21 protein-coding genes are annotated in these 23,092 nt (G+C 65.0%); 19 read left to right on the forward strand and 2 right to left on the reverse strand.

What is annotated here, in order from left to right; translation table 11 throughout:
- Positions 1-2: 2 nt before the first annotated feature.
- Together rpoS and SB751_RS10095 are read left to right on the forward strand one after the other, a co-directional pair.
- Positions 3-1,178: an RNA polymerase sigma factor RpoS gene (rpoS, locus tag SB751_RS10090; RefSeq protein WP_144200891.1), complete on the forward strand. Its 1,176-nt coding sequence runs from the start codon at positions 3-5 to the stop codon at positions 1,176-1,178.
- Complete coding sequence (locus tag SB751_RS10095; protein ID WP_144200889.1) at positions 1,175-2,017, forward strand: 3'-5' exonuclease; 843 nt, start codon at positions 1,175-1,177, stop codon at positions 2,015-2,017. The genes rpoS and SB751_RS10095 overlap by 4 nt, the downstream gene beginning before the upstream one ends.
- Positions 2,018-2,028: 11 nt before the next feature.
- Here SB751_RS10095 and SB751_RS10100 read toward each other — a convergent pair whose 3' ends face one another.
- Positions 2,029-2,883 (reverse strand): endonuclease/exonuclease/phosphatase family protein, encoded by an 855-nt coding sequence (locus tag SB751_RS10100; protein WP_144200887.1) that lies wholly within the window; start codon positions 2,881-2,883, stop codon positions 2,029-2,031.
- Positions 2,884-2,980: 97 nt separating this feature from the next.
- On the opposite strand from SB751_RS10100, the gene rlmD reads away from it, so the two are divergent.
- Complete coding sequence (gene rlmD / locus SB751_RS10105) at positions 2,981-4,381, forward strand: 23S rRNA (uracil(1939)-C(5))-methyltransferase RlmD (protein WP_280527771.1); 1,401 nt, start codon at positions 2,981-2,983, stop codon at positions 4,379-4,381.
- A gap of 85 nt (positions 4,382-4,466) precedes the next feature.
- On the opposite strand, the gene SB751_RS10110 is transcribed toward rlmD, so the two are convergent.
- On the reverse strand, positions 4,467-5,168 hold the full coding sequence (locus SB751_RS10110) for a Bax inhibitor-1/YccA family protein (RefSeq protein ID WP_144200885.1): 702 nt from the start codon (positions 5,166-5,168) through the stop codon (positions 4,467-4,469).
- 340 nt (positions 5,169-5,508) lie between these two features.
- On the opposite strand from SB751_RS10110, the gene ndk reads away from it, so the two are divergent.
- From ndk to SB751_RS10190, 16 genes are all read left to right on the forward strand, one after another.
- The gene (gene ndk / locus SB751_RS10115; protein WP_144200883.1) at positions 5,509-5,934 is read left to right on the forward strand and encodes a nucleoside-diphosphate kinase; all 426 of its coding nucleotides are present in this window, start codon (positions 5,509-5,511) and stop codon (positions 5,932-5,934) included.
- A gap of 49 nt (positions 5,935-5,983) precedes the next feature.
- Positions 5,984-7,138 (forward strand): 23S rRNA (adenine(2503)-C(2))-methyltransferase RlmN, encoded by a 1,155-nt coding sequence (gene rlmN, locus SB751_RS10120; protein WP_144200881.1) that lies wholly within the window; start codon positions 5,984-5,986, stop codon positions 7,136-7,138.
- The gene (gene pilW, locus SB751_RS10125; protein WP_144200880.1) at positions 7,135-7,914 is read left to right on the forward strand and encodes a type IV pilus biogenesis/stability protein PilW; all 780 of its coding nucleotides are present in this window, start codon (positions 7,135-7,137) and stop codon (positions 7,912-7,914) included. Before rlmN ends, pilW begins: the two co-directional genes overlap by 4 nt.
- Positions 7,907-8,986 carry a RodZ domain-containing protein gene (locus SB751_RS10130; protein WP_144200877.1) on the forward strand — a complete coding sequence of 360 codons (1,080 nt, stop codon included), beginning with the start codon at positions 7,907-7,909 and terminating at the stop codon, positions 8,984-8,986. Before pilW ends, SB751_RS10130 begins: the two co-directional genes overlap by 8 nt.
- 45 nt (positions 8,987-9,031) lie before the next feature.
- On the forward strand, positions 9,032-10,324 hold the full coding sequence (gene ispG / locus SB751_RS10135; protein ID WP_144200875.1) for a flavodoxin-dependent (E)-4-hydroxy-3-methylbut-2-enyl-diphosphate synthase: 1,293 nt from the start codon (positions 9,032-9,034) through the stop codon (positions 10,322-10,324).
- 51 nt (positions 10,325-10,375) lie between these two features.
- A complete protein-coding gene (gene hisS, locus SB751_RS10140) occupies positions 10,376-11,737 on the forward strand; it encodes a histidine--tRNA ligase (RefSeq protein ID WP_144200873.1) in 1,362 nt (453 codons plus the stop codon).
- 91 nt (positions 11,738-11,828) lie between these two features.
- Positions 11,829-12,461, forward strand: coding sequence for a YfgM family protein (locus SB751_RS10145; protein WP_211943951.1), 633 nt, complete (start codon positions 11,829-11,831; stop codon positions 12,459-12,461).
- 35 nt (positions 12,462-12,496) lie between these two features.
- Positions 12,497-13,684, forward strand: coding sequence for an outer membrane protein assembly factor BamB (gene bamB / locus SB751_RS10150; RefSeq protein ID WP_144200867.1), 1,188 nt, complete (start codon positions 12,497-12,499; stop codon positions 13,682-13,684).
- Positions 13,685-13,927: 243 nt separating this feature from the next.
- Positions 13,928-15,271 (forward strand): ribosome biogenesis GTPase Der, encoded by a 1,344-nt coding sequence (gene der, locus SB751_RS10155; RefSeq protein WP_144200865.1) that lies wholly within the window; start codon positions 13,928-13,930, stop codon positions 15,269-15,271.
- Between the two features lie 210 nt (positions 15,272-15,481).
- On the forward strand, positions 15,482-15,721 hold the full coding sequence (hfq, locus tag SB751_RS10160) for an RNA chaperone Hfq (RefSeq protein WP_092289682.1): 240 nt from the start codon (positions 15,482-15,484) through the stop codon (positions 15,719-15,721).
- Positions 15,722-15,885: 164 nt separating this feature from the next.
- Positions 15,886-17,145 (forward strand): GTPase HflX, encoded by a 1,260-nt coding sequence (hflX, locus tag SB751_RS10165; protein WP_211943950.1) that lies wholly within the window; start codon positions 15,886-15,888, stop codon positions 17,143-17,145.
- A gap of 118 nt (positions 17,146-17,263) precedes the next feature.
- Positions 17,264-18,607: an FtsH protease activity modulator HflK gene (hflK, locus tag SB751_RS10170; RefSeq protein WP_144200861.1), complete on the forward strand. Its 1,344-nt coding sequence runs from the start codon at positions 17,264-17,266 to the stop codon at positions 18,605-18,607.
- 11 nt (positions 18,608-18,618) lie between these two features.
- On the forward strand, positions 18,619-19,518 hold the full coding sequence (hflC, locus tag SB751_RS10175; protein WP_410748008.1) for a protease modulator HflC: 900 nt from the start codon (positions 18,619-18,621) through the stop codon (positions 19,516-19,518).
- Between the two features lie 164 nt (positions 19,519-19,682).
- Positions 19,683-20,834: an ATP phosphoribosyltransferase regulatory subunit gene (locus SB751_RS10180; RefSeq protein WP_211943949.1), complete on the forward strand. Its 1,152-nt coding sequence runs from the start codon at positions 19,683-19,685 to the stop codon at positions 20,832-20,834.
- 177 nt (positions 20,835-21,011) lie between these two features.
- Positions 21,012-22,355 (forward strand): adenylosuccinate synthase, encoded by a 1,344-nt coding sequence (locus SB751_RS10185; RefSeq protein ID WP_144200854.1) that lies wholly within the window; start codon positions 21,012-21,014, stop codon positions 22,353-22,355.
- Positions 22,356-22,503: 148 nt separating this feature from the next.
- Entirely contained in the window at positions 22,504-23,073 is a 570-nt protein-coding gene (locus tag SB751_RS10190) for a phosphoribosyltransferase (protein WP_144200852.1), read from the forward strand.
- Positions 23,074-23,092 lie beyond the last annotated feature (19 nt).

Consider the following 23,092-nt stretch of genomic DNA (forward strand, 5'->3'; position numbering starts at 1 on the left):
TCATGCCACGCCAGAAAACTGTCTCATCCGGAGTTGTCAGCAGGACCCGTCGTCCCAAGCAGCCGGAAGGAAAGGCTGGTGTGGCGAAATCTGCCGACGTGGTGGACGCCGAGGTCTTTGGCGACGATCCTGCCGCCGAAATGGTCCCGGCCACCGACGAGCCGATCACGCCCGTTGCGCGTGCCGGCCTGCGTGACACCGATCTCGCCACCGATCTGCGCGTAGATATCGCCGCCGCCGACGAGGGCGACGACGAGGAAGCCGAGGACGAGGAAGAGGAAGAAGAAGCCGCCGAGGCCGCGCCCGAGCACGACGACTTCAAGACCGTGCTCCACACGGAACTCGCGGCTGACACCGTCCAGCACTACCTGAACCGCATCAGCATCAAGCCGCTGCTGTCCGCGCCGGAGGAACTCCATTTCTCCACGCTGGCCAAGGGCGGGGATTTCTCTGCGCGGCAGGTAATGATCGAGCGCAACCTGCGCCTCGTGGTGAGCATCGCCAAGGGCTATCTGAATCGTGGCGTGCCGCTGCTCGATCTGATCGAGGAAGGCAACCTCGGCCTGATGCACGCCATCGAGAAGTTTGATCCGACCCGTGGCTTCCGCTTTTCCACCTATGCCACGTGGTGGATCCGCCAGAGCATCGAGCGCGCGATCATGAACCAGGCCCGCACGGTGCGGTTGCCGGTGCACGTGATTCGCGAGCTTAACCAGGTACTGCGTGCCAAGCGTCATCTTGAAAAAGGTGGCACCGATGGCCGCGACGCCAGCCTCGAGGACATTGCACATCTCCTCGGAAAGACGCCTGACGAGGTGCAGGACGTGCTGGCACTCAATGAACATACCACCTCGCTCGATACGCCGTTCGATCTCGACCCGGGCTCCAGCCTGCTCGATTTCCTTTCCGACGAGCACAACGCCGCGCCCGACCAGGAAGTGGCCCACCGCGAGTTGGAAAACCTGATGAAACTCTGGCTGGCCCGCCTGTCGGAGAAGCATCGCTATGTGGTGGAGCGCCGCTTCGGCCTGAACCACATCGAGCCGGCCACGCTTGAAGAGCTGGCCGAGGAAATGGGTCTGACGCGCGAGCGCGTGCGCCAGATCCAGCAGGAAGCGCTGGTCAAGCTCAAGCGGCATTTCGCTTCGCAAGGTGTCAGGAAGGACGCCGTTTTATGACCCCTGTGCTGGTATTCGACATCGAGACGATTCCCGATGTCGCCGGCCTGCGCCGTTTGCATGAGCATCCCGCATCGATGAGCGACGCCGAAGTCGCCGAGCATGCGTTTGCCGCCCGCCGGGACAAGACCGGCTCCGATTTCCTGCCGCACCACCTGCAGCGCGTGGCCGCCATTTCCTGTGTGCTGCGCCGCACGCAGCGCGATGGCTCCGCCGTCTTCCATGTCGGCTCGCTCGGCACGCTCGAGGACGGCGAGGCCACGCTGATCCAGAAATTCTACGAACTGATTGCGCGCTACAGCCCGCAACTGGTGTCGTGGAATGGTGGCGGCTTCGACCTGCCCGTGCTCCACTATCGTGGACTGATCAACGGTGTCAGCGCGCCGCGCTACTGGGAAATGGGCGAGGGCCGCGACGACGACAGCCGCGACTTCAAATGGAATAACTACATCAGCCGCTATCACATGCGGCATCTGGATCTGATGGACCTGCTGGCGATGTACCAGCCACGGGCCAGCGCGCCGCTCGACGACCTGGCCAAGCTGTGCGGCTTCCCGGGCAAGATGGGGATGGACGGCAGCAAGGTCTGGGAGGCCTACCAGCAAGGCCAGCTCGCCGCGATTCGCGATTATTGCGAGACCGACGTCGTCAACACCTACCTGATGTACTGCCGCTTCCAGTTGATGCGCGGCGGGCTGACGCCGCGCGAGTTCGACATGGAAGTGTCGCTGGTGCAGGAGTCGCTGGCGGAGCTGCCGGGCGAGCAGTGGATGCAGTACTTGCGCGCCTTCCAGCTTCAGCCGATGAGCCCCGAGGACGAGGAAGAGCCCGAGATCTAGGCCCGACGCCGTTAGGCGTCCAGCGTCAGGTGGATGGGCTGGTGGTCCGAGGCATCGGTCTCGCCGTTGACTTCGCAACGTTGCACATCGGCGAGCAAATTCTCCGTCACGAAGACGAAATCGCACGCGAAGGGCGGCTCCGGCCATTGTTTCTTGTCATAGAGGGCGCAGGTCGGCGCATGAGGCTGGCCTGGATGGGTGTGGACCCACGCGTCGTGCCAGTTCGGCGTGGCATCCGGATAGCGCTCCAGCATGGTGCGGTAGGCCACATCTTCCGGCTTGGCGTTGAAGTCGCCGCACAGGATCGCTTCGATCGGCCGGGGTTCCGGCGTGAACGGGCCGGGGCGTGATTCCGATTTGCCGGGCCGACGGGCGTGGTCGCACGCCTCCTTGTGCCACGCGCGCAGGGCAACGGCCTGGGCCTCGCGTTGCAGCTTCGAATAGAACTCCAGATGCGTGGAGATCACACGCAGGCGCCGCGCCCCGATCTGCACCGTGACGTCGAGCGCCACACGTGGCATCGACGCCACTTCCGGGTCGGCCGGCCAGGGGAGTGCATGGCGGAAGACCTCCCGCACCGCCAGCCGCGTGGCCACTACGTTGCCGATCTGGCGATGGCTGCCATCGTTCCCGGTGCGATCGACGCCGGGCGCGAAGATGACGCGATAGCCGGGCAGCAGCGCGGTCAGCTCGGCCACCTGATCGCGGCTGGGGTTGCCGGCCATGTCGGTGAAACCGCGCGTGACCTCCTGCAGGCAGATCACATCGGCATCGGCCATGCCCTGCATGGTGTCGACGATGCGGGCGAGGTCGACCTTGCCGTCCGCCCCGCGCCCCCATTGGATATTCCACGTAATCAGTTCCATCGCCTTCCTTGCATTGCGGCAGCCGTCTGGCGCCGTGACTGGAATACAATCGCGCTTTCGCAAAACAATACGTCAGGTCCCACTGGTGTCTCAAGCCGTGTCTTCATCCGCCCACCCGGCGACGCAGTCGAGTGTCGCTTCCGCCACAACTCCGGCGTCTCCCGAACCGGTTGTCAAGATCGAAAGCCTCGACATGGAGGCGCGCGGCGTCGGCCGCCTGGTCAATGAGGATGGCACGCCGGGCAAAGTGATCTTCGTCGAGGGCGCGCTGCCAGGCGAGACGGTCAGCTATCGCAGTTTCCGCCGCAAGCCGAGCTACGAGCAGGCCCATCTGGTGGAGGTGAAACAGGCCTCGGTGATGCGTGTGGACCCGGGTTGCCAGCATTTCGGCGTGTGCGGCGGTTGCTCGATGCAGCACCTGGACGCTCGCGCGCAACTGGCCATCAAGCAGCGCGTGCTGGAAGACAATCTCTGGCATCTGTCGAAGGTCCGGCCGGACGTCGTATTCCGTCCAATCGCCGGGCCCGACTGGGGCTATCGCTACCGCGCACGGCTGACCGTGCGCTATGTGGCGAAGAAGGGTGGGGCGCTGGTGGGCTTCCACGAGCGCAAGAGCAGCTACGTGGCCGACATGACGCGCTGCGAGATCCTGCCGCCGCATGTGTCCGCGCTGCTGGTGCCACTGCGCGAGCTGGTCTCGGGGTTGTCGATCCGTGACCGCATGCCCCAGATCGAACTCGCCGTGGGGCAGGAGGTGACGGCGCTGGTGCTGCGCATCCTCGAGCCGCTGACCGATGCCGACAAGGATCTGCTACGCGCCTTCGCCGACCGCCACGGCGTGCAGTTCTGGCTCCAGCCGAAGGGTCCGGACACGGTCTATCCGTTCTATCCGGCAGACCAGGAACTGGCTTACACGCTGCCCGAGTTCGGCATCCGCATGCCGTTCAAGCCGACCGATTTCACGCAGGTCAATCACCAGATCAACCGCGTGCTGATCGGCCGTGCGCTGCGCCTGCTGGACGCCGCGCCCACGGACCGGCTGCTCGACCTGTTCTGCGGCATCGGCAATTTCACGCTGCCGCTGGCCACGCAGGGCGCCTCGGTGATGGGCATCGAGGGCAGCGAGGTGCTGACCACGCGCGCGTTGGCCAATGCCGAGTACAACGGGCTGGCTGGCAAGACTTCGTTCGCCTGCCGCAACCTGTTCGAGGTGACGGCCGAGGATATCGCCGCGCTGGGCCAATTCGATCGCTGGCTCGTCGATCCGCCCCGCGAGGGTGCGCTGGCGGTCTGCAAGGCGCTTGGCGAGCTCAACCAGGCTGGCAGCGATGTGCTGCCGAAGCGCATTGTCTATGTGTCGTGCAGCCCGGCCACGCTGGCGCGCGACGCGGGCCTGCTGGTGCACGAAGCTGGCTATCGGCTGGCCGGCGCCGGCGTGGTCAATATGTTCCCGCACACGTCGCACGTGGAGTCGATCGCGGCATTCGAGCGTGATTGACCGACGGCGATGACCATCGCGCAGGCATGAAAAAACCGGCCCGAAGGCCGGTTTTTTCGTTTGCAGCAACGTTGCGAGTCGTGCGTCAGTCGCGGTTGCCGCCGAAGATGCCCAGCAGCGCCAGCAGGTTCGCGAACACGTTGTAGACGTCGAGGTAGATCGCGAGCGTGGCGGTGATGTAGTTGGTCTCGCCGCCGTTCACGATGCGCTGCACGTCGAACAGGATGTACGCGGAGAAGATGCCGATCGCGATCACGGACACGGTGATCATCAGCGCGGGCATCTGGAGCCAGATGTTGGCCACGCTGGCCAGGATCAGCAGGATGACGCCCATGAACAGGAACTTGCTCATGCCGGAGAAATCGCGCTTGCTGACCGTGGCGATGGACGCCATCGTGGCGAACACGGCGGCCGTGCCGCCGAACGCGTACATGATCAGCGCCGGGCCGTTGGAGAACGACAGCGTTGCGCTGATCAGCCGCGACAGCATCAGGCCCATGAAGAACGTGAACGCCAGCAGCAGGACCACGCCCATGCTGCTGTTCTTGGTCTTCTCGATGCCATACATGAAGCCGAACGCGACCGCGAAGAAGATCAGGATCGAGAGGCCGGGGCTGCCCGCCATCAGCGTGAAGCCGGAGGCCACGCCGATCCACGCGCCGAGCACGGTCGGGATCATCGAGAGGGCCAGCAGCCAGTAGGTGTTGCGTAGGACCCGGTTGCGGACGACGACATCGGTCGCGCCCGCGCTGTTGCCGAAACCGTAGGTGTTCAGCTTGTTGTTCATGGTGACTCCTGTCATCAATGTTCGGTGAGGCGCCGGGTGAGACCCGGGCGGCACAGCGTCAATGTGGCATTGCGTAAGCGGTTTTGCAAGGGCCTTTGTCTTAACAATAACCCATTGGCCTGGTTGTTTTCCGGTTTCGCAAACATTTGACGAGACTTCGGCGCTTCCGTTCCCCGATAGTACGCCCAAGATGTGCATCTTAGGATACTTATTGCATCGCAGCATCGTGCGTCAGGGCTCACAACGGGGCGAACGGGCCACGCGCTCGAATCCGTCTTGGTCTCGTGCTAGAATTGCACGTTTAATCCATTTGTAACCCCTTCATTTTTCGGAGTTTTTCATGGCGATCGAACGCACCCTGTCGATTATCAAGCCGGATGCCGTGGCCAAGAACGTTATCGGCCAGATCTACGCCCGTTTCGAGGCCGCTGGCCTGAAGATCGTTGCTGCCAAGATGGTTCACCTGTCGCGCGGTGAAGCCGAGCAGTTCTACGCCGTGCATAAGGCACGCCCGTTCTTCAAGGACCTGGTGGACTTCATGGTTTCCGGCCCGGTGATGATCCAGGCTCTGGAAGGCGAGAACGCCATTGCCAAGAACCGTGACCTGATGGGCGCCACGGACCCGAAGAAGGCTGAGAAGGGCACGATCCGCGCCGATTTCGCCGACAGCATCGACGCCAACGCCGTGCACGGTTCGGACGCCGCGGAAACGGCAGCTCAGGAAGTGGCTTTCTTCTTCCCGGGCATGAACGTTTACGGCCGCTGATTGTCCCTGACATCACGACCTGTACTGAAGTAAAGCTGGAATTGCCGTCATGAACCCTCTCGTCAACCTGCTCGATCTCGACGCGGACGCGCTCACCGCCTATTGCGGCGAGCTCGGCGAGAAGCCGTTCCGTGCCCGGCAATTGCAGCGCTGGATCCACCAGTTCGGTGCCAGCCAGTTCGACGCCATGTCGGATCTCGCCAAGTCGCTGCGCGAAAAGCTCGCCACGCGCGCCGAGATCCGCTCGCCCGCCATCATCACCGACAACGTGTCGGCCGATGGCACGCGCAAATGGCTGCTCGACGTGGGCGCCGGCAACGCGGTGGAGACGGTGTACATCCCCGAGGACACGCGTGGCACGCTGTGCGTGTCCTCGCAGGCCGGGTGTGCCGTCAACTGCCGGTTCTGTTCGACCGGCAAGCAGGGTTTCTCGCGTAATCTGTCGACTGGCGAGATCATCGGCCAGCTCTGGATGGCCGAATTCGCCATGCGTGCCCAGCTGGGCCGCGGCCCCAAGGACGACCGCGTCATCTCCAACGTGGTGATGATGGGCATGGGCGAGCCGCTGCTCAACTACGACGCCGTGGTGCCGGCCATGCGCCTGATGCTCGACGACAACGCGTACGGCCTCTCGCGCCGCCGCGTCACGCTGTCCACCTCCGGCGTGGTGCCGATGATGGATCGGCTGTCGAAAGACCTGCCGGTGGCGCTGGCGGTATCCCTGCATGCGTCGAATGACGCGCTGCGCGACGTGCTGGTCCCGCTCAACAAGAAGTACCCGCTGGCCGAACTGATGGCGGCATGCCGCCGCTACCTCGAGTTCGCGCCGCGCGATTTCATCACCTTCGAATACTGCATGCTCGATGGCGTCAACGACGGCGTCGAGCATGCGCGGGAACTGCTGAAGCTTGTGGCCGACGTGCCGTGCAAGTTCAACCTGATCCCGTTCAACCCGTTCCCGGAATCTGGCCTGAAGCGCTCGAACAACGAGCAGATCCGCCGCTTCGCCCAGGTGCTGATGGACGCGGGCATCGTTACCACGATCCGCAAGACCCGCGGCGACGACATCGACGCCGCCTGTGGCCAGCTGGCCGGGGAAGTCATGGATCGGACCCGTCTGGCCGAGCGCGGCAAGTTCGGCAAGATCACGCCACTGGTGCCGGTGGTTGCCGCCGGCCCATCTCGGGAGGCCCGTCCTGCATGACCCGTCTGATTGTCGCAGCCCTGTCAGGGCTGATGATGTTGTCCGCCTGCACGTTGCCGCCCCCGCCGTCGCAGGACATCAAGACCGCCTCCGACCAGACCGCAGCGAGCCGCCGCGCCGCCATCCGGCTACAGCTGGCTACGCAATATCTTGATGCGCGCCAGTATCCGGTGGCGTTGGACGAGGTGAAGCAGGCCATCGCGATCGACCCGACCTCCGTGGATGCCTACCATGTGCGCGCACTGATCTACATGGGCATGAACGAGAACGCGCTGGCGGAGGATAGCTTCCGCACGGCGCTCTCGATGCGTGCCAATGATCCGGACGTGCTCAACAACTACGGCTGGTTTCTCTGCCTGACCAACCGTTTTGCCGACGGCAAGGCCACGCTCCAGCGCGCGGTGCAGGCGCCGTCTGCCAACGGGCCGGTCAAGCCGCTGACCAACCTCGGCGCTTGCGAACTGCGCAACGGCGACATGGTGGCGGCGGAAAAGAACCTCCAGGCCGCGTATGGCTATGACCGCAGCGACCCGTCGGTCAATACGAACCTGGCGTTGCTGAACTACAAGCGCGGCAACTTCGCACAAGCACAGGAATACGCCGGCAAGGTCAACAACAGCCGGTTTGTCAGCGCGCAATCCCTCTGGCTGGGAGCGCGTATTGCACGCCGTCAGGGCGACTCAGCGACGCAGAATGCGCTGTTATCGCAACTCCGCAACCGGTTTCCCGACTCGCGCGAGCTGACGGCCTACGAGAGAGGAGCTTGGGATGAGTGAACAAGAGCGCGCCTTGGAAACTGCGACGACGGGTCACGTCGGCAGTGGCGCGACAGACTCCGACCGCGAGGCTGTAGCCCGCGAGATCGGGGCGCAACTGAAGGAAGCACGCCAGGCGCAGCGCCTGTCGCTGGAGGACGTGAGCGCGCGGCTCAAGGTGGCGTCGGCCAAGCTGGCGGCCATCGAGTCCGGCAACGTGGCGAGCCTGCCTGACGTGACGTTTGCCAAGGGCGTGATGCGCGCCTATGCGCGTACGCTCCATATCGATATCGATGCGCTGCTGGGCCGGTATCACGCCCAGGCGCAGACGGCGCCGGTGCAGGAGATCACGCGCCGCCGCGAAGGCGCGATCAACCAGACGTTCGACGACCGCAAGCGCTTTGGCTCGAAGAGTTCGAGCAGCGCGGGTGGCCGCTGGGTGTGGCTGTTCTTCGTGCTCGTGGTGCTGGGCGCGGGCGGCTATTTCGGCTTCGACCACGCCCGTGCGTGGTGGGAATCGCGCGAGCAGGCCGCCGCGGAAGCGCCGGCCTCCGCTGTTGTCACGGAAGACGCCACCACGGCGCAGAGCCATGGCGACGGTACCGTGACCGCCGCGCTGCCGCCGGTGATGGCAGGCAACGACTCGCCGGCGCCGTCGGAAGCACCGCCCACGACCGTGGCTGGCCTGCCTCTGGCGACAGGTGGCGCATTGGTCACTTCAGATGCGGCTTCGGCGGCGTCTGCCGCACCGCCTGCCCCCGCCGTAACGAAGCCAGCCCCGACCACCACGGCTGCGCCCGTGTCGGAGGCCGCCAAGGCAGCCCCCGCAGCCACGGCCACGACGGCCGCGGACGGCACGATCCAGATCCGCTTCTCGGCGGACACCTGGTACGAAGTGCGTGACCGCACCGGAAAGGTCATCCTGGGCGGCACTGCCAAGGCCGGCGATACCGCCGCCGGCAGCGGCGCGGGTGGCCCGTACAAGCTGGTCCTGGGCAATGTAAAGGGTGTGGAATCGATCACGCGCAATGGCGCACCCGTCGATTTCCAGTCCGCCAACCGAAACAATGTGGCGCGCCTGACGCTGCAATAATGCAGTCGGGTGGCGCATCAAGCGATGCAACAAGGTGGTAACGCTATGAACGAGAAGGCTTCTCAGCCGGTTCTGCCGGGTCCGTTGCCGCGCCGGCAGTCGCGCCAGGCGCGCGTGGTGTGGGGCGACAATATTGTCACCGTAGGGGGTGGCGCACCGGTCCGCGTGCAGTCGATGACGAACACGGACACGGTCGATGCTATCGGTACCGCGATCCAGGTCAAGGAACTGGCGCGCGCCGGGTCCGAGATCGTCCGCATCACGGTGAACACGCCCGAGGCCGCCGCCGCCGTGCCGGCCATCCGCGAACAGCTGGACCGCATGGGTGTGGACGTGCCGCTGGTCGGCGACTTCCACTACAACGGCCACACGCTGCTGCACGAGTACCCGGATTGCGCGAAGGCGCTGTCGAAGTACCGCATCAACCCGGGCAACGTCGGCAAGGGCGCCAAGCGCGACAAGCAGTTCGCCGAAATGATCGAACTGGCCTGCCGCTATGAGAAACCGGTGCGCATCGGCGTGAACTGGGGCAGCCTGGACCAGGATCTGCTCGCGCGCATCATGGACGAAAACGCCTCCCGTGCCGTGCCCTGGGGCGCGCAGAGCGTGATGGTCGAGGCGCTGATCACGTCGGCGATCGAGTCGGCGCAGAAGGCCGAGGAAATCGGCCTGCCGGGCAGCCAGATCATCCTGTCGTGCAAGGTCTCGCAGGTGCAGGATCTGATCGCGGTGTACCGCGAGCTGGCCCGCCGCTGTGAATACGCGCTGCACCTGGGCCTGACCGAAGCTGGCATGGGCAGCAAGGGCATCGTGGCCTCGACGGCCGCGCTGTCGGTGCTGATGCAGGAAGGCATTGGCGACACCATCCGCATCTCGCTGACCCCGGAACCGGGCGCGGCGCGCGAGAAGGAAGTCTACGTGGCGCAGGAAATCCTGCAGACCATGGGGCTGCGCAATTTCACGCCGATGGTGATTGCGTGCCCGGGCTGCGGCCGCACCACGAGCACCACGTTCCAGGAACTCGCGTCCAGCATCCAGTCGTATCTGCGCGAGCAGATGCCGACGTGGAAGACTGCGTATCCGGGCGTCGAGGAAATGGATGTAGCCGTGATGGGTTGCATCGTGAATGGCCCCGGCGAGAGCAAGCATGCCAATATCGGCATCTCGCTGCCGGGCTCAGGCGAGTCGCCGGCAGCGCCGGTGTTTGTCGATGGCGTGAAGGTAAAGACGCTGCGCGGCGAACGCATCGCCGAGGAATTCCAGGCCATCGTGGACGAGTACGTGCGCACGCACTATGGTCCCGGCGCCACGCAGCAAGTACAAGAATCGGTGGCCTGAACCCGGCTGCATCGCAGCCAGGCAGGCAACACCGCAGGTAACGAAACGGATATGAGCGAAGAGAAGACGAAGGCCGTCAAGGCACTGCAGGGCGTGAAGGGCATGAACGACATGCTGCCCGCCGACGCCCCGCTGTGGGAAATGTTCGAGAACGCCGCGCGCAGCATGCTGCGTGCCTACGGCTACCAGCAGATCCGCACGCCGATCGTCGAGCATACGCAGCTGTTCGTCCGTGGCATTGGCGAAGTGACGGACATCGTCGAGAAGGAAATGTATTCCTTCACCGATGCGCTGAACGGCGAGAACCTGACGCTGCGTCCGGAAGGCACGGCGGCGGCGGTGCGCGCGACCATCGAGCACAACCTGCTTTACGACGGCCCGAAGCGCCTCTGGTACACCGGCCCGATGTTCCGCCACGAGCGTCCGCAGCGCGGCCGCTATCGCCAGTTCCACCAGCTTGGGGCCGAGGCGCTTGGCTTTGCCGGCCCCGACGTGGACGCCGAGATCATCCTGATGTGCCAGCGCCTGTGGGACGACCTGGGCCTGGTCAACGTGCGGCTGGAACTCAATTCGCTGGGCCAGGCGCATGAGCGCGCGGCCCACCGCGAGGAATTGATCAAGTACCTCGAGGGCTTCCAGGACATCCTTGACGAGGACGGCAAGCGCCGCCTCTACACGAATCCGCTGCGCGTGCTGGACACCAAGAATCCGGCGCTGCAGGAAATGGCCGCCAACGCGCCCAAGCTGATCGACTTCCTGGGCGAGGAATCGCTGGCCCACTTCGAGGGCGTGCAGCGCCTGCTGAAGGCCAACAACATCCCGTTCAAGATCAATCCGCGCCTGGTGCGTGGGCTCGATTACTACAACCTGACCGTGTTCGAGTGGATCACGGACAAGCTCGGTGCCCAAGGCACCATTGCCGGCGGCGGCCGCTACGACCCGCTGATCCAGCAGATGGGCGGCAAGCCCGCGCCGGCCTGCGGCTGGGCGATGGGTATCGAGCGGATCATCGAGTTGATGCGCGAGGAGAAGCTCGCGCCGGAAGCGCCGGGTTGCGACGTCTACCTGGTGCACCAGGGCGAGGCGGCTGGCCAGCAGGCCATCATCGTGGCCGAGCGGCTGCGCGACGCCGGGCTGGACGTGGTGGTGCATGCCACGCCGGATGGCAAGAGCGGCAGCTTCAAGTCGCAGATGAAGCGCGCCGACGCAAGTGGGGCATCCTTTGCCGTTATTATTGGCGACGACGAAGTGGCGGCCGGCGTGATGCAGGTCAAGCAACTGCGCGGCGGCAACGCCGGCGACGGCGGCCCGCAGACGAGCGTTGCGGCCGAAGCGGTGGTGGACCACATCATCGACGCGATGGTCAACGCGACAGAGTCTGACACCGCGGGCGACGCGGAAGACGAACAATAAGCGGATTCAGCGGTATCCAGCCTGGCCGATCCCGGGGACGGCCAGACTTATCAACCTTTGCGGGTAACTGCCGCGACATGGCTTGCGAGACATGGCTTACGATCTAGAAGAACAGGAACAGCTTGAGAGCCTGAAGGCCTGGTGGAACCAGTATGGCAACATCGTCACGTGGATCGTGATTGCCGCGCTGCTCGGTTTCGCGGCCTGGAGCGGCTGGAACTACTGGCAGCGCGTCCAGGCGCGCGATGCCGCGCTGCTGTACGAGCAGGTCACCAAGGCTGCCGAGGCGCGCGACGTGGACCGCGTGAAGCGCGCCGCCACCGACCTCGAGGATAAGTTCGGCCGCACGGCCTATGGTCCGATGAGCGCGCTCGTCGCAGCCAAGGTGCTGTACGACGCGGGCGACCTGGCCGGGGCCAAGACGCAGTTGCAGTGGGCCGTCGACCATGGTGGCGATGAGTACGCCCCCTTGGCGCGGGTGCGCCTGGCCGGCGTGCTGCTCGACGAGAAGGCGTACGACCAGGGCCTCGCGCTGCTGAAGGACACGCCGCCCGCCCAGTTCGAGGCACTGTTTGCCGACCGCCGGGGCGACTTGCTGGCTGCGCAGGACAAGCGCGACGATGCCCGCACCGCGTACCGCACGGCGCTGGAGAAGCTGAGCGCCGACGAGGGCGGCATGCGCCAGATCATCCAGTTCAAGCTCGACGCGCTGGGCACGGCCTAAGCGGCACATCGAATAATCCTTAGGATCGCATCCCTATGACGTCATTGCTTCGCGCCGCCGCCATCCGTTCGCTGTCTCCCGTAGTGTCTCGCCGTGTCGCCCGCGTGGTGGTCGCCGGCGCCTGCGTGAGTGCGCTGGCTGGCTGCTCGCTGTTCGGCAAGGAAAACAAGCATCCGCCCACCGAGCTGAAGCCGATTTCGGCCACGCTGTCGGTCAAACAGGCCTGGAAGGCCGACGTGGGCAAGAGCGGCCCGTACGTGATGGCCCCGGTGGCGGCTGGTAATAATGTATACGTGTCGTCCAACGGCGGCACCGTGCTGGCGCTGGAAGGCAATTCGGGACGTACGCTCTGGAAGGCCAAGACCGACCTCGACCTGACCTCGGGCCCCGGCTCGGACGGTTCGGTGACGGCCGTGGCAGGTGAGAAGGGCGCGATCTACGCCTTCGACACCAGCGGCAAGCAGCTCTGGAAGAAGCAGGTCAACGGCGAGGTGCTGTCGGCGCCGCTGGTCGGCAACGGCCTGGTGGTCGTGCGCACGACCGACACGCGCGTGATCGGCCTTGACGCCCAGACCGGCGACCGCCGCTGGATCTACCAGCGCTCGCAGACCCCGCTGAACCTGCGCGCCGCGATGGGCATGGTCTATGCCGGCGACGGCATCGTCATGGGCTTCCCGGGCGGCAAGCTCGGCGTGCTGGCACCCGGCAACGGCGTGCTGCGCTGGGAAAGCACGGTGTCGTACCCGAAGGGCGTGTCCGAGATCGAACGCCTCAACGACGTGACCGGCGTGCCGGCCGTCAATGGCCGCCAGGTGTGCGCCACGACCTTCCAGGGCCGTGTGTCGTGCCTGGAACTGGCCAACGGCCAGCCGCAGTGGGGCAAGGACTTCTCCTCGCCGACCGGGCTGGCCCAGGATGACACGTCGCTGTTCGCCAGCGACGAAACCTCGACCCTTTTCGCGTTCGACCGCTCCAACGGCAACGAGCGCTGGAAGAACGACCAGCTCCGCTATCGCAGCCTGGGCGCGCCGATCGCGCTCGGCCGTTCGGTGGTGGTGGGGGATTTCGAGGGCTTTGTCCACTTCCTGTCCCGTGAGGACGGGCAGATCGTGGCCCGCATGAAGACCGACGGCAGCGCCGTCAGCGCAGCGCCGGTCGTGGCCGGCCAGACGCTGGTCGTTCAGACCCGCGACGGCGATATCTTCGGTTTCGTACCGAACTGATCGCCAGCGCACGCAAGCCTGGCCGTGCCCCTGTCGCACGGCCGGCGCCAATCCGGTAGCATGATCCCTGGTCGTGCAGCAACTGCGGAAGGTGGCGATTCGCCCCGGTTCCGCGCCCGACAGGAAGCCCCATTTCAGGGAATACGGCCAGCCGCGCGGTGATTCGCGCTATGGTTGTCGGATCAACATGACTCCGGAGTTGCCGGGGGACGGCATTTGCCGCCCCCCGTTTCCGTTTATTGCATGAAACCAGTTATCGCAATCGTCGGACGCCCGAATGTGGGCAAGTCGACGCTATTCAATCGCATGACCCGCTCCCGGGACGCCCTCGTGGCTGACCTGCCGGGTCTCACGCGCGACCGCCACTACGGCGAAGGCCGCATCGGCGAGCGTCCGTTCATCGTCATCGACACGGGTGGTTTCGAACCCGTGGCCAAGGAAGGCATCGTGGCCGAGATGGCCAAGCAGACGCGCCAGGCCGTGGTGGAGGCCGACGTGGTCATCTTCCTGGTCGACGGCCGCCTGGGCCTGGCGCCGCAGGACCGCGTGATTGCCGACTACCTGCGCAAGACCGGTCGGCGCATCATGCTGGCCGTGAACAAGGCCGAGGGCATGAAGTACACCTCGGTGGCCGCGGATTTCTACGAACTTGGCATGGGCGACCCCTATGCAATTTCGTCCACGCACGGCGACGGCGTGAGCGAACTCGTGGACGAGGCGCTGGAATTGGCGGTGCAGGAGCGTCCGGAGCTGGCCGAACAGACGGATGAGAGCCATCGCGGCGTGAAGATCGCCATCGTGGGGCGCCCGAACGTGGGCAAGTCCACGATGGTTAACACGCTGATCGGCGAGGAGCGCGTGATCGCGTTCGACATGCCGGGCACCACGCGTGACGCGATCTACGTGGAATTCGAGCGGGGCGGCAAGCCGTACACGCTGATCGACACGGCCGGCCTGCGCAAGCGCGGCAAGGTGTTCGAGGCGATCGAGAAGTTCTCGGTGGTCAAGACGCTGCAGTCGATTGCCGACGCCAACGTGGTCATCCTGCTGCTCGACGCCCAGCAGGATATTTCCGAGCAGGACGCGCACATCGCCGGCTTTATCGTCGAATCCGGCCGGGCGCTGGTGGTGGGCGTGAACAAGTGGGACGGGCTGGACGGCCACACGCGTGACCGCATCAAGCACGACCTGGAGCGCAAGCTGCAGTTCCTGAGCTTCGCGAATTTCCACTTCGTGTCTGCGCGGGAACGCACCGGCATCGGTGCGCTGCTGCGCTCGGTGGACGAGGCGTACGCCGCCGCGATGGTCAAGCTGCCCACGCCGCAGCTGACCCGTGTGCTGGCCGAAGCGGTGGAGTTCCAGCAGCCCAAGCGCGTGGGCGCGTCGCGCCCCAAGCTGCGCTACGCGCACCAGGGCGGCTCGAATCCGCCGATCATCGTGGTGCACGGCAACGCGCTGCAAGGTGTGGCCGAGACCTATCGGCGCTATCTGGAAAACCGCTTCCGGACAGCGTTCAAGCTCAAGGGCACACCGCTGCGCATCGAATTTCGTACGAACAAAAACCCGTACGCCGACTCGAAGGAATGAGGCGCAATCGTGCCTTTCTTCGCGGCCAAGTTTCGTTTGCGTTCGTTTGGAACTGAGGCTAAATTCACGGTAGCAGGGGAAGCCCTGCTCGTTGATGCCAGCTTGGTACCGTTTTGATCTTTTTTCTGGCGCGGTTTTGCGCCAACTGACTTGAACCGGGGACTTTTGTCCCCATCATCCATCACTAAATCTATAAATTTGGAGTGTGCCATGAGCAACAAAGGGCAATTGCTACAAGACCCGTTCCTGAACGCGCTGCGCAAAGAGCACGTGCCGGTTTCCATCTACCTCGTCAATGGCATCAAGCTGCAAGGCAACATCGAGTCGTTCGACCAGTACGTCGTCCTGCTGCGTAACACCGTGACGCAGATGGTTTACAAGCATGCAATTTCCACCGTCGTGCCTGCGCGCGCGGTCAACTTCCGCGTGGATGACTCCCCCGAGGGCTGATACTTCCTCTCTCGCTGCCGGCCGTATCGCGATGCGGCCGCAGCACCGTGCCTTCCCTCTTCAGTGCCGTCCCACGCGGATGGTGCCATCCGCCGCGACACGTTGCCGCAGCCGGCCATTGTATTAACAACCGTTTCTCCTTCAGGCGCTTCGCGTCCTCCCGCTTGCAACCCAGAGCTACCTCCAATACCGATCCGTCTCGCGCCATCCTGGTGGGCGTGGATTTCGGCAAGCATGATTTCCAGGAAAGCCTGTCCGAACTGGCGCTGCTGACCTCCACGGCCGGATCGCTGCCGGTGCATACACTGACGGGCAAGCGCGCGCGTCCCGACCCGGCGCTGTTCATCGGTTCCGGCAAGGCGGAAGAACTCAAGGAGGCGGCTGACGCGCTCGACGCCGACATCGTCGTGTTCAACCATGCGCTCAGTCCCGCCCAGCAGCGGAATCTGGAGCGATTCCTGAACCGGCATGTCATCGACCGAACCGGCCTGATCCTCGACATCTTCGGCCAGCGTGCGCAAAGCCACGTCGGCAAGGTGCAGGTGGAACTCGCTCAGGTCCAGTACCAGGCGTCGCGCCTGGTTCGTGCATGGAGCCACCTGGAGCGGCAGAAGGGCGGTATCGGCATGCGCGGCGGGCCCGGCGAGCGCCAGCTGGAGTTGGATCGCCGGATGCTCGATGACCGCGCCAAGCGGCTCAAAGCCGACCTGTCGCGGCTCCAGCGCCAGCACCACACCCAGCGCCGTGCCCGCGCGCGCAATGACACGCTCAGCATCTCGCTGGTGGGTTACACCAACGCGGGCAAGTCCACGCTGTTCAACGCGCTGACCAAGGCGCGCGCCTATGCGGCTGACCAGCTGTTTGCCACGCTCGATACGACGTCGCGCCGACTGTTCCTTGAGGGGCTGGGCAATGTGGTGCTGTCGGATACGGTTGGCTTCATCCGCGACCTGCCGACGCAACTGGTGGCGGCGTTCCGCGCCACGCTGGACGAGACCGTGCACGCCGACCTGCTGCTCCACGTAGTGGATGCCTCCAGTCCGGTCCGTCACGAGCAGATCGAACAGGTCAACCGTGTGCTGGCCGAGATCAACGCCTCGGACATCCCGCAGATCGTCGTCATGAACAAGATCGATGCCGCGCCCGAGCTGCTCGAGCAGGGCCCGCGCGTGGAGCGCGACGAGGATGGCGTGCCAAAGCGCGTGTTCCTGTCCGCCCGCGAGGGCATGGGGCTCGATGCGCTGCGCGAGGCCATCGTGGACGTGGCGCGCTGGCTGGCCGAGCAACCGGATGCGCCGGCGCCGTACGACCCGCGCCTGGCCGAGGTGCCGGCGTTGGCCGACGATGCCGTGTTCGACCAGGACGGCTGGGAGGGCGCCCAAGGCCCCGATAGCCCCGATTCGGACCCTCCACGCGCGAATTAAGCAGGCAATCTCATTGTTGTTCGACGAGATTCGCCACCCGATTGGGGATTTTGAGCAAAAGTGATCAAGATGGCTGCTAGAATCCCCCTGTTCCAAACTTCCCGGACCCGTGCACTTCATGCCCCTGTTCCAACGGAATCCTGACTCGCGCTCCGTGCCAGGCAGCCAAGCCCTGCATCCTGCAGGCTGGTCGCGCCTGCGCGCCATCTTCTCGCTGAACGATCCCCGCTGGGGCCGTAACGGTCAGGACGATGAAGACAAGGACAAGGATAAGAATCGCCAGCAGAACCAGCGGCCGCAGGACGGCCCGCCCGACCTCGACGAGCTGTGGCGCGACTTCAACCGCCGCCTGAACGGCCTGCTGGGCCGCAAGGACAATGGCGGCGGTGGCCCGAACTTCGGCAACAGCCCCCGGACGCCGGGCAAGGGCTCGAACATCGGCATGGGCGTGATCGTGGCGGCCGTGGTCGGTATCTGGCTGGCCAGCGGCTTCTTCATGGTGCAGGAAGGCCAGACCGCCGTGATCCTGCAGTTCGGCAAGTTCAAGTACACGACCGGCCCCGGTATCAACTGGCGCATGCCCTGGCCGGTGCAGTCGGCCGAGGTGGTCAACCTGTCGAACGTGCGTTCGGTGGAAGTCGGCCGCGCCACGTCGATCAAGGACAGCAACCTCAAGGACTCGTCGATGCTCACGCAGGACGAGAACATCATCGACGTCCGTTTCACGGTGCAGTACGACATCCAGGACGCCGGCGAATTCCTGTTCTTCAACAAGACCGACCGCGGTGGCGATGAGGAACTCGTGACGCAGGCCGCCGAAACGTCGGTGCGCGAGATCGTGGGCCGTAACAAGATGGATGCGGTGCTGTACGAGAACCGCGAGGAGATCGCGCAGTCGCTGGCCAAGTCGATCCAGGCGATCCTGTCGGCGTACAAGACCGGTATCCGCGTGATCTCGGTCAACGTGCAGAGCGTGCAGCCGCCCGAACAGGTGCAGGCCGCGTTCGATGACGTGAACAAGGCCAGCCAGGATCGCGAGCGTGCGATCAGCGAGGGCCAGTCGTACGCCAACGACATCCTGCCGCGTGCCAAGGGTACGGCGGCCCGCCTCAAGGAAGAGGCCGAGGGCTACCGCTCCCGTGTGGTGGCGCAGGCTGAGGGTGACGCGGCCCGCTTCCGCTCGGTGCAGACGGAATACGCGAAGGCGCCGCAGGTGACGCGTGATCGCATCTATCTGGAAACCATGCAGCAGATCTACGCCAACACGAACAAGATCCTCATTGACGCCAAGGGCGGCAACAACCTCCTGTATCTGCCGCTGGACAAGCTGATGTCGCAGGTTCAGGGCACCGCCGCTACGCCCGCGCCGACGCCAGGCACGAGCGCGCCGCCCGTGCCGGAGGCTGGCACCGACATCCGGTCGCGCGAAGGCATGCGCAACCGCGACCGCGATTCGCGCTGAGGAGACCCGTCATGAACCGACTGATTTCCTTTGCGATTGGCCTTTTCATCCTGCTGGCCGTGGTGTCGTCGATGCTGTTCGTGGTCGACCAGCGCCAGTATGCCGTGGTGTTCGCGTTCGGCGAGATCAAGCAGGTGGTGCGCGAGCCCGGCCTGCATTTCAAGCTGCCGCCGCCGCTGCAGAACGTAGTCTTCATGGACCGCCGCCTGCAGACTATCGACGTCGCTGCCAGCGAGCGTTTCCTGACCGCCGAGAAGAAGAGCATGGTGGTGGACTGGTTCGTCAAATGGCGCATCACCGACCCGCGCAAGTTCTTCGTGGCGTTCAACGGCAACGTGCGCGGTGCCCAGGATCGCATGACGCAACGGATCGACTCCGTGGCACGCGAGGAGTTCGGCAAGCGCACCGTGGCCGACGTGGTGGCCGGAGAGCGCGAGAAGGTGATGCAGAACATTCGTGCCGGCATGTCCGAGTACGCGCAGTCGGTGGGCGTCGAGATTCTCGACGTGCGCCTGAAGCGCGTGGACCTGCTGCCTGCGATCAGCGAGTCGGTGTACCGCCGCATGGAGGCCGAGCGCAAGCGCGTGGCCAACGAGCTGCGTTCCACCGGTGCAGCCGAGGGCGAGAAGATCCGCGCCGATGCCGACCGCCAGCGCGAGGTGCTGCTGGCCGAGGCGTATCGCGACGCCCAGGTGGTCAAGGGCGAGGGCGATGCCAAGGCATCGCAGATCTATGCCGACGCTTTTGGCAAGGATCCGAGCTTCGCGCAGTTCTGGCGCAGCATGGAGGCCTATCGCAACACGTTCCGCGACAAGCGCGACGTGATGGTGCTGGAGCCCAATTCCGACTTCTTCCGCTATATGCGCTCGTCTGGCGGCAGCCAGGCTGCCGTGCCCGCAGGCAAGAAGTAGGGCGGCACGCGCAGACTCGCGTGCGTTCGACAAAACCCCGGCCCGCCCGGGGTTTTGTCCGGCTGGAGGGGCCACGCCGAAGTGCGCCGCCGTCCGCGCCGGACAGCCAGGCCGGCCGGTCAGACCAGCCGGCCTGAAACCGTTTTTCAGAGAAGAGATTCACCATGTCCAACCACTGGCTCCTGCCCGAAAACATTGCCGACGTCCTGCCGTCGGAAGCGCGCAAGATCGAAGAACTGCGCCGCCGCATGCTGGACCTGTTCCGCACTTATGGCTACGAGCTGGTCATGCCCCCGATGCTCGAGTACCTGGAGTCGCTGCTGACCGGTACCGGGCATGACCTGGACCTGCGCACGCTGAAGCTGGTGGATCAACTGTCGGGCCGCACCATGGGCCTGCGCGCGGACATCACGCCGCAGGTGGCGCGCATTGACGCCCACCTGCTGAATCGTCCTGGCGTGACGCGCCTGTGCTACGCCGGCAACGTACTGCACGCGCGCCCGGCCGGCTTCCATGCCACGCGCGAGCCGCTGCAGATCGGCGCCGAGATCTACGGCCATGCCGGCCTGGAGGCGGACGTCGAGATCCAGGAACTGATGCTGGCTGCGCTTGAGGCCGCCGGGCTGACCAACGTGCGGCTGGACCTCTGCCACGCCGGCATCCTCGAGGCGCTGCTGGATGGGCTCCCGTCGATCCGCAAGATCGAGGACGCGATGTTCGCCGCGCTGGAGACCAAGGACGTGCCCGCACTGCGCGTGCTGACCGAAGGGCTGCCCCAGACCGAACGTGACGCGCTGCTGGCGCTGCCGACGCTCTACGGCGGCATCGAGGTGATCGCGCGCGCCCGTGCGACGCTGCCGGCCAGCCCGGCCATCGGCCGCGCGCTGGACGAACTGTCGGCACTGGCCGCGCAGGTGCGTGGTGCCAGCGTGAACATCGACCTGTCCGATTTGCGCGGTTACCACTATCACAGCGGCGTGATGTTCACGGCCTATGTGGCGGGTCTGCCCAATTACGTGGCCCGTGGCGGCCGCTACGACAAGGTGGGTGAGGCCTTCGGCCGCGCGCGTCCGGCTACCGGCTTCTCGCTCGATCTGCGCGAGGTGGCGGCGCTGTCGCCGGTGGAAGTCCGCGCCCTGGCGATCTATGCCCCGTGGGACGCGGATCCCGGCCTGCGCACGACCATCGCGTCCTTGCGCGCGACTGGCGAGATCGTGATTCAGTCGCTGCCCGGCCATACTCATGAGCTCGATGAATTCAACTGCGACCGGCAGCTGGTTCGTCAGGGCGATGCCTGGGTGGTGGTGCCGCGCTAACACCCGATTCCGCCGGTGCGCACGACGCGTTCCGGCATTTTTCTCCGCTCTCCATGTGACTTTTTGCGCCTTTTTTCGGCGCAAAATCGCTGTCGCGGTGTCATACGTGCGCCCGAAAATCGGGAACCGTCCGGCAACGAGAGTAGAATACGTTTTTAACCTTCTGACCAATTCAACATGTCCGCATCCGCAGTAGGCCAGGGACGCAATGTCGTCGTGATCGGAACCCAGTGGGGTGACGAAGGCAAAGGGAAAATCGTCGATTGGCTTACCGATCATGCAAAAGGCGTGGTGCGGTTCCAAGGCGGCCACAACGCTGGCCACACGCTCATCATCGGCGGCAAGAAGACCATCCTGCGACTGATCCCGTCCGGGATCATGCGCGAGAGCACCGTCTGCTACATCGGCAACGGCGTCGTGCTGTCGCCCGAGGCACTCTTCCGTGAAATCGAGGAACTCGAGGCCGCCGGGCTGCAGGTACAGAACCGCCTGCGCATCTCCGAAGCCGCCACGCTGATCCTGCCCTACCACGTGGCCATCGACAAGGCTCGTGAAGCGCGCCGTGGCGCCGCCAAGATCGGTACCACCGGCCGTGGCATCGGCCCGGCGTACGAAGACAAGGTTGCCCGCCGCGCGCTGCGCGTGCAGGACCTGTTCGATCCGAAGCACTTCGCCGAGCGCCTGCGCGAGAACGTGGAATTCCACAACTTCATGCTGACCCAGTACCTGGGCGCCGAGGCCGTGGATTACCAGCAGATTCTCGACGAGATGCTGGCATACGCGCCGCGCCTGAAGCCGATGGTGGCGGACGTGTCGGCCGAGTTGTATGCCGTGAACGAGAACGGCGGCAACCTGATGTTCGAAGGCGCGCAGGGCACGCTGCTGGACGTGGACCACGGCACGTATCCGTTCGTCACGTCGAGCAACTGCGTGGCCGGTGCGGCCGCCGCGGGCGCGGGCGTCGGCCCGGGCCGGCTGAACTACATCCTCGGTATCACCAAGGCCTACTGCACGCGCGTTGGTGCGGGCCCGTTCCCGAGTGAGCTGTACGACAACGACAACCCCGCGCGCCAGGACGCCGTGGGCGTGCGTCTGGCCAACGTCGGCAAGGAATTCGGCTCGGTGACCGGCCGTCCGCGCCGCACCGGCTGGCTTGACGCCGCCGCGCTGAAGCGCTCGGTGCAGATTAACGGCGTGTCGGGCCTGTGCATGACCAAACTCGACGTGCTGGACGGCCTGGAAACGATCAAGCTGTGCGTAGGCTACGAGCTCGACGGCAAGACCGTCGATATCCTGCCGCGCGGCTCGGACGCCGTGGCCGCCTGCGTGCCGGTGTACGAGGAATTCCCGGGTTGGAACGAATCGACCTTCGGCGTAAAGCAGTGGGACGCGCTGCCCGAGGCGGCCCGCGTGTACCTGAAGCGGATCGAGGAAGTGGTCGGCATTCCGATCGACATGATCTCGACCGGCCCGGACCGCGACGAAACGATCCTGCTGCGCCACCCGTACCAGGTGGCCTGACGTATCGGTATTACCTGTGAGCATGACCGCGGCGCCACGAGTGCCGCGGCCTCACCAAGCCAATCGGCCCGCGTAATGCGGGCCGAAGCTTTATCGGCTTTGTCTATCGGTCATCGACCAGAGACCTGACCTGAGAGAAGAACAGATCATGAACCTGCCTACCAATGACGAAGAGAACCTGTGGGTCTCTTGGGATGATTACCACCGCCTGATTGCGCGGCTGTCGCTGAACGTGCACGAGTCGGGCTGGAAGTTCGACAAGATCCTGTGCCTGGCGCGCGGCGGCCTGCGCGTGGGCGACCAGATGTCGCGGATTTTCGACGTGCCGCTGGCCATCCTGGCCACCAGTTCATACCGCGAGGCAGCCGGCACGCAGCAGGGCGATCTCGACATCGCCCAATACATCACGATGACGCGCGGCGAGCTGTCAGGCAAGATCCTGCTCGTGGATGACCTTGTCGATTCGGGCGTGACCCTGGAGCGCGTGGGCCGCCACCTGAAGGAGCGTTACCCGGCCGTGACCGACGTGCGCTCGGCCGTGCTTTGGTACAAGGCTTGTTCGAAGGTGGAGCCGGATTACCACGTGACGTTCCTGCCGTCGAACCCCTGGATCCACCAGCCGTTCGAGGAATACGACACGCTGCGTCCGCACAACCTGGCCGCCTGGCTCAAGCGCGGCAAGCGTGCCTCGCTGCTGGACGACGACTCGGCGGCCTGAGCCGGCCGAGCCATCGCCG

Origin of the sequence: Cupriavidus sp. SIMBA_020 (genome assembly GCF_046535395.1) — a bacterium.
In the GTDB taxonomy this organism is placed as follows: Bacteria; Pseudomonadota; Gammaproteobacteria; order Burkholderiales; family Burkholderiaceae; genus Cupriavidus; species Cupriavidus campinensis.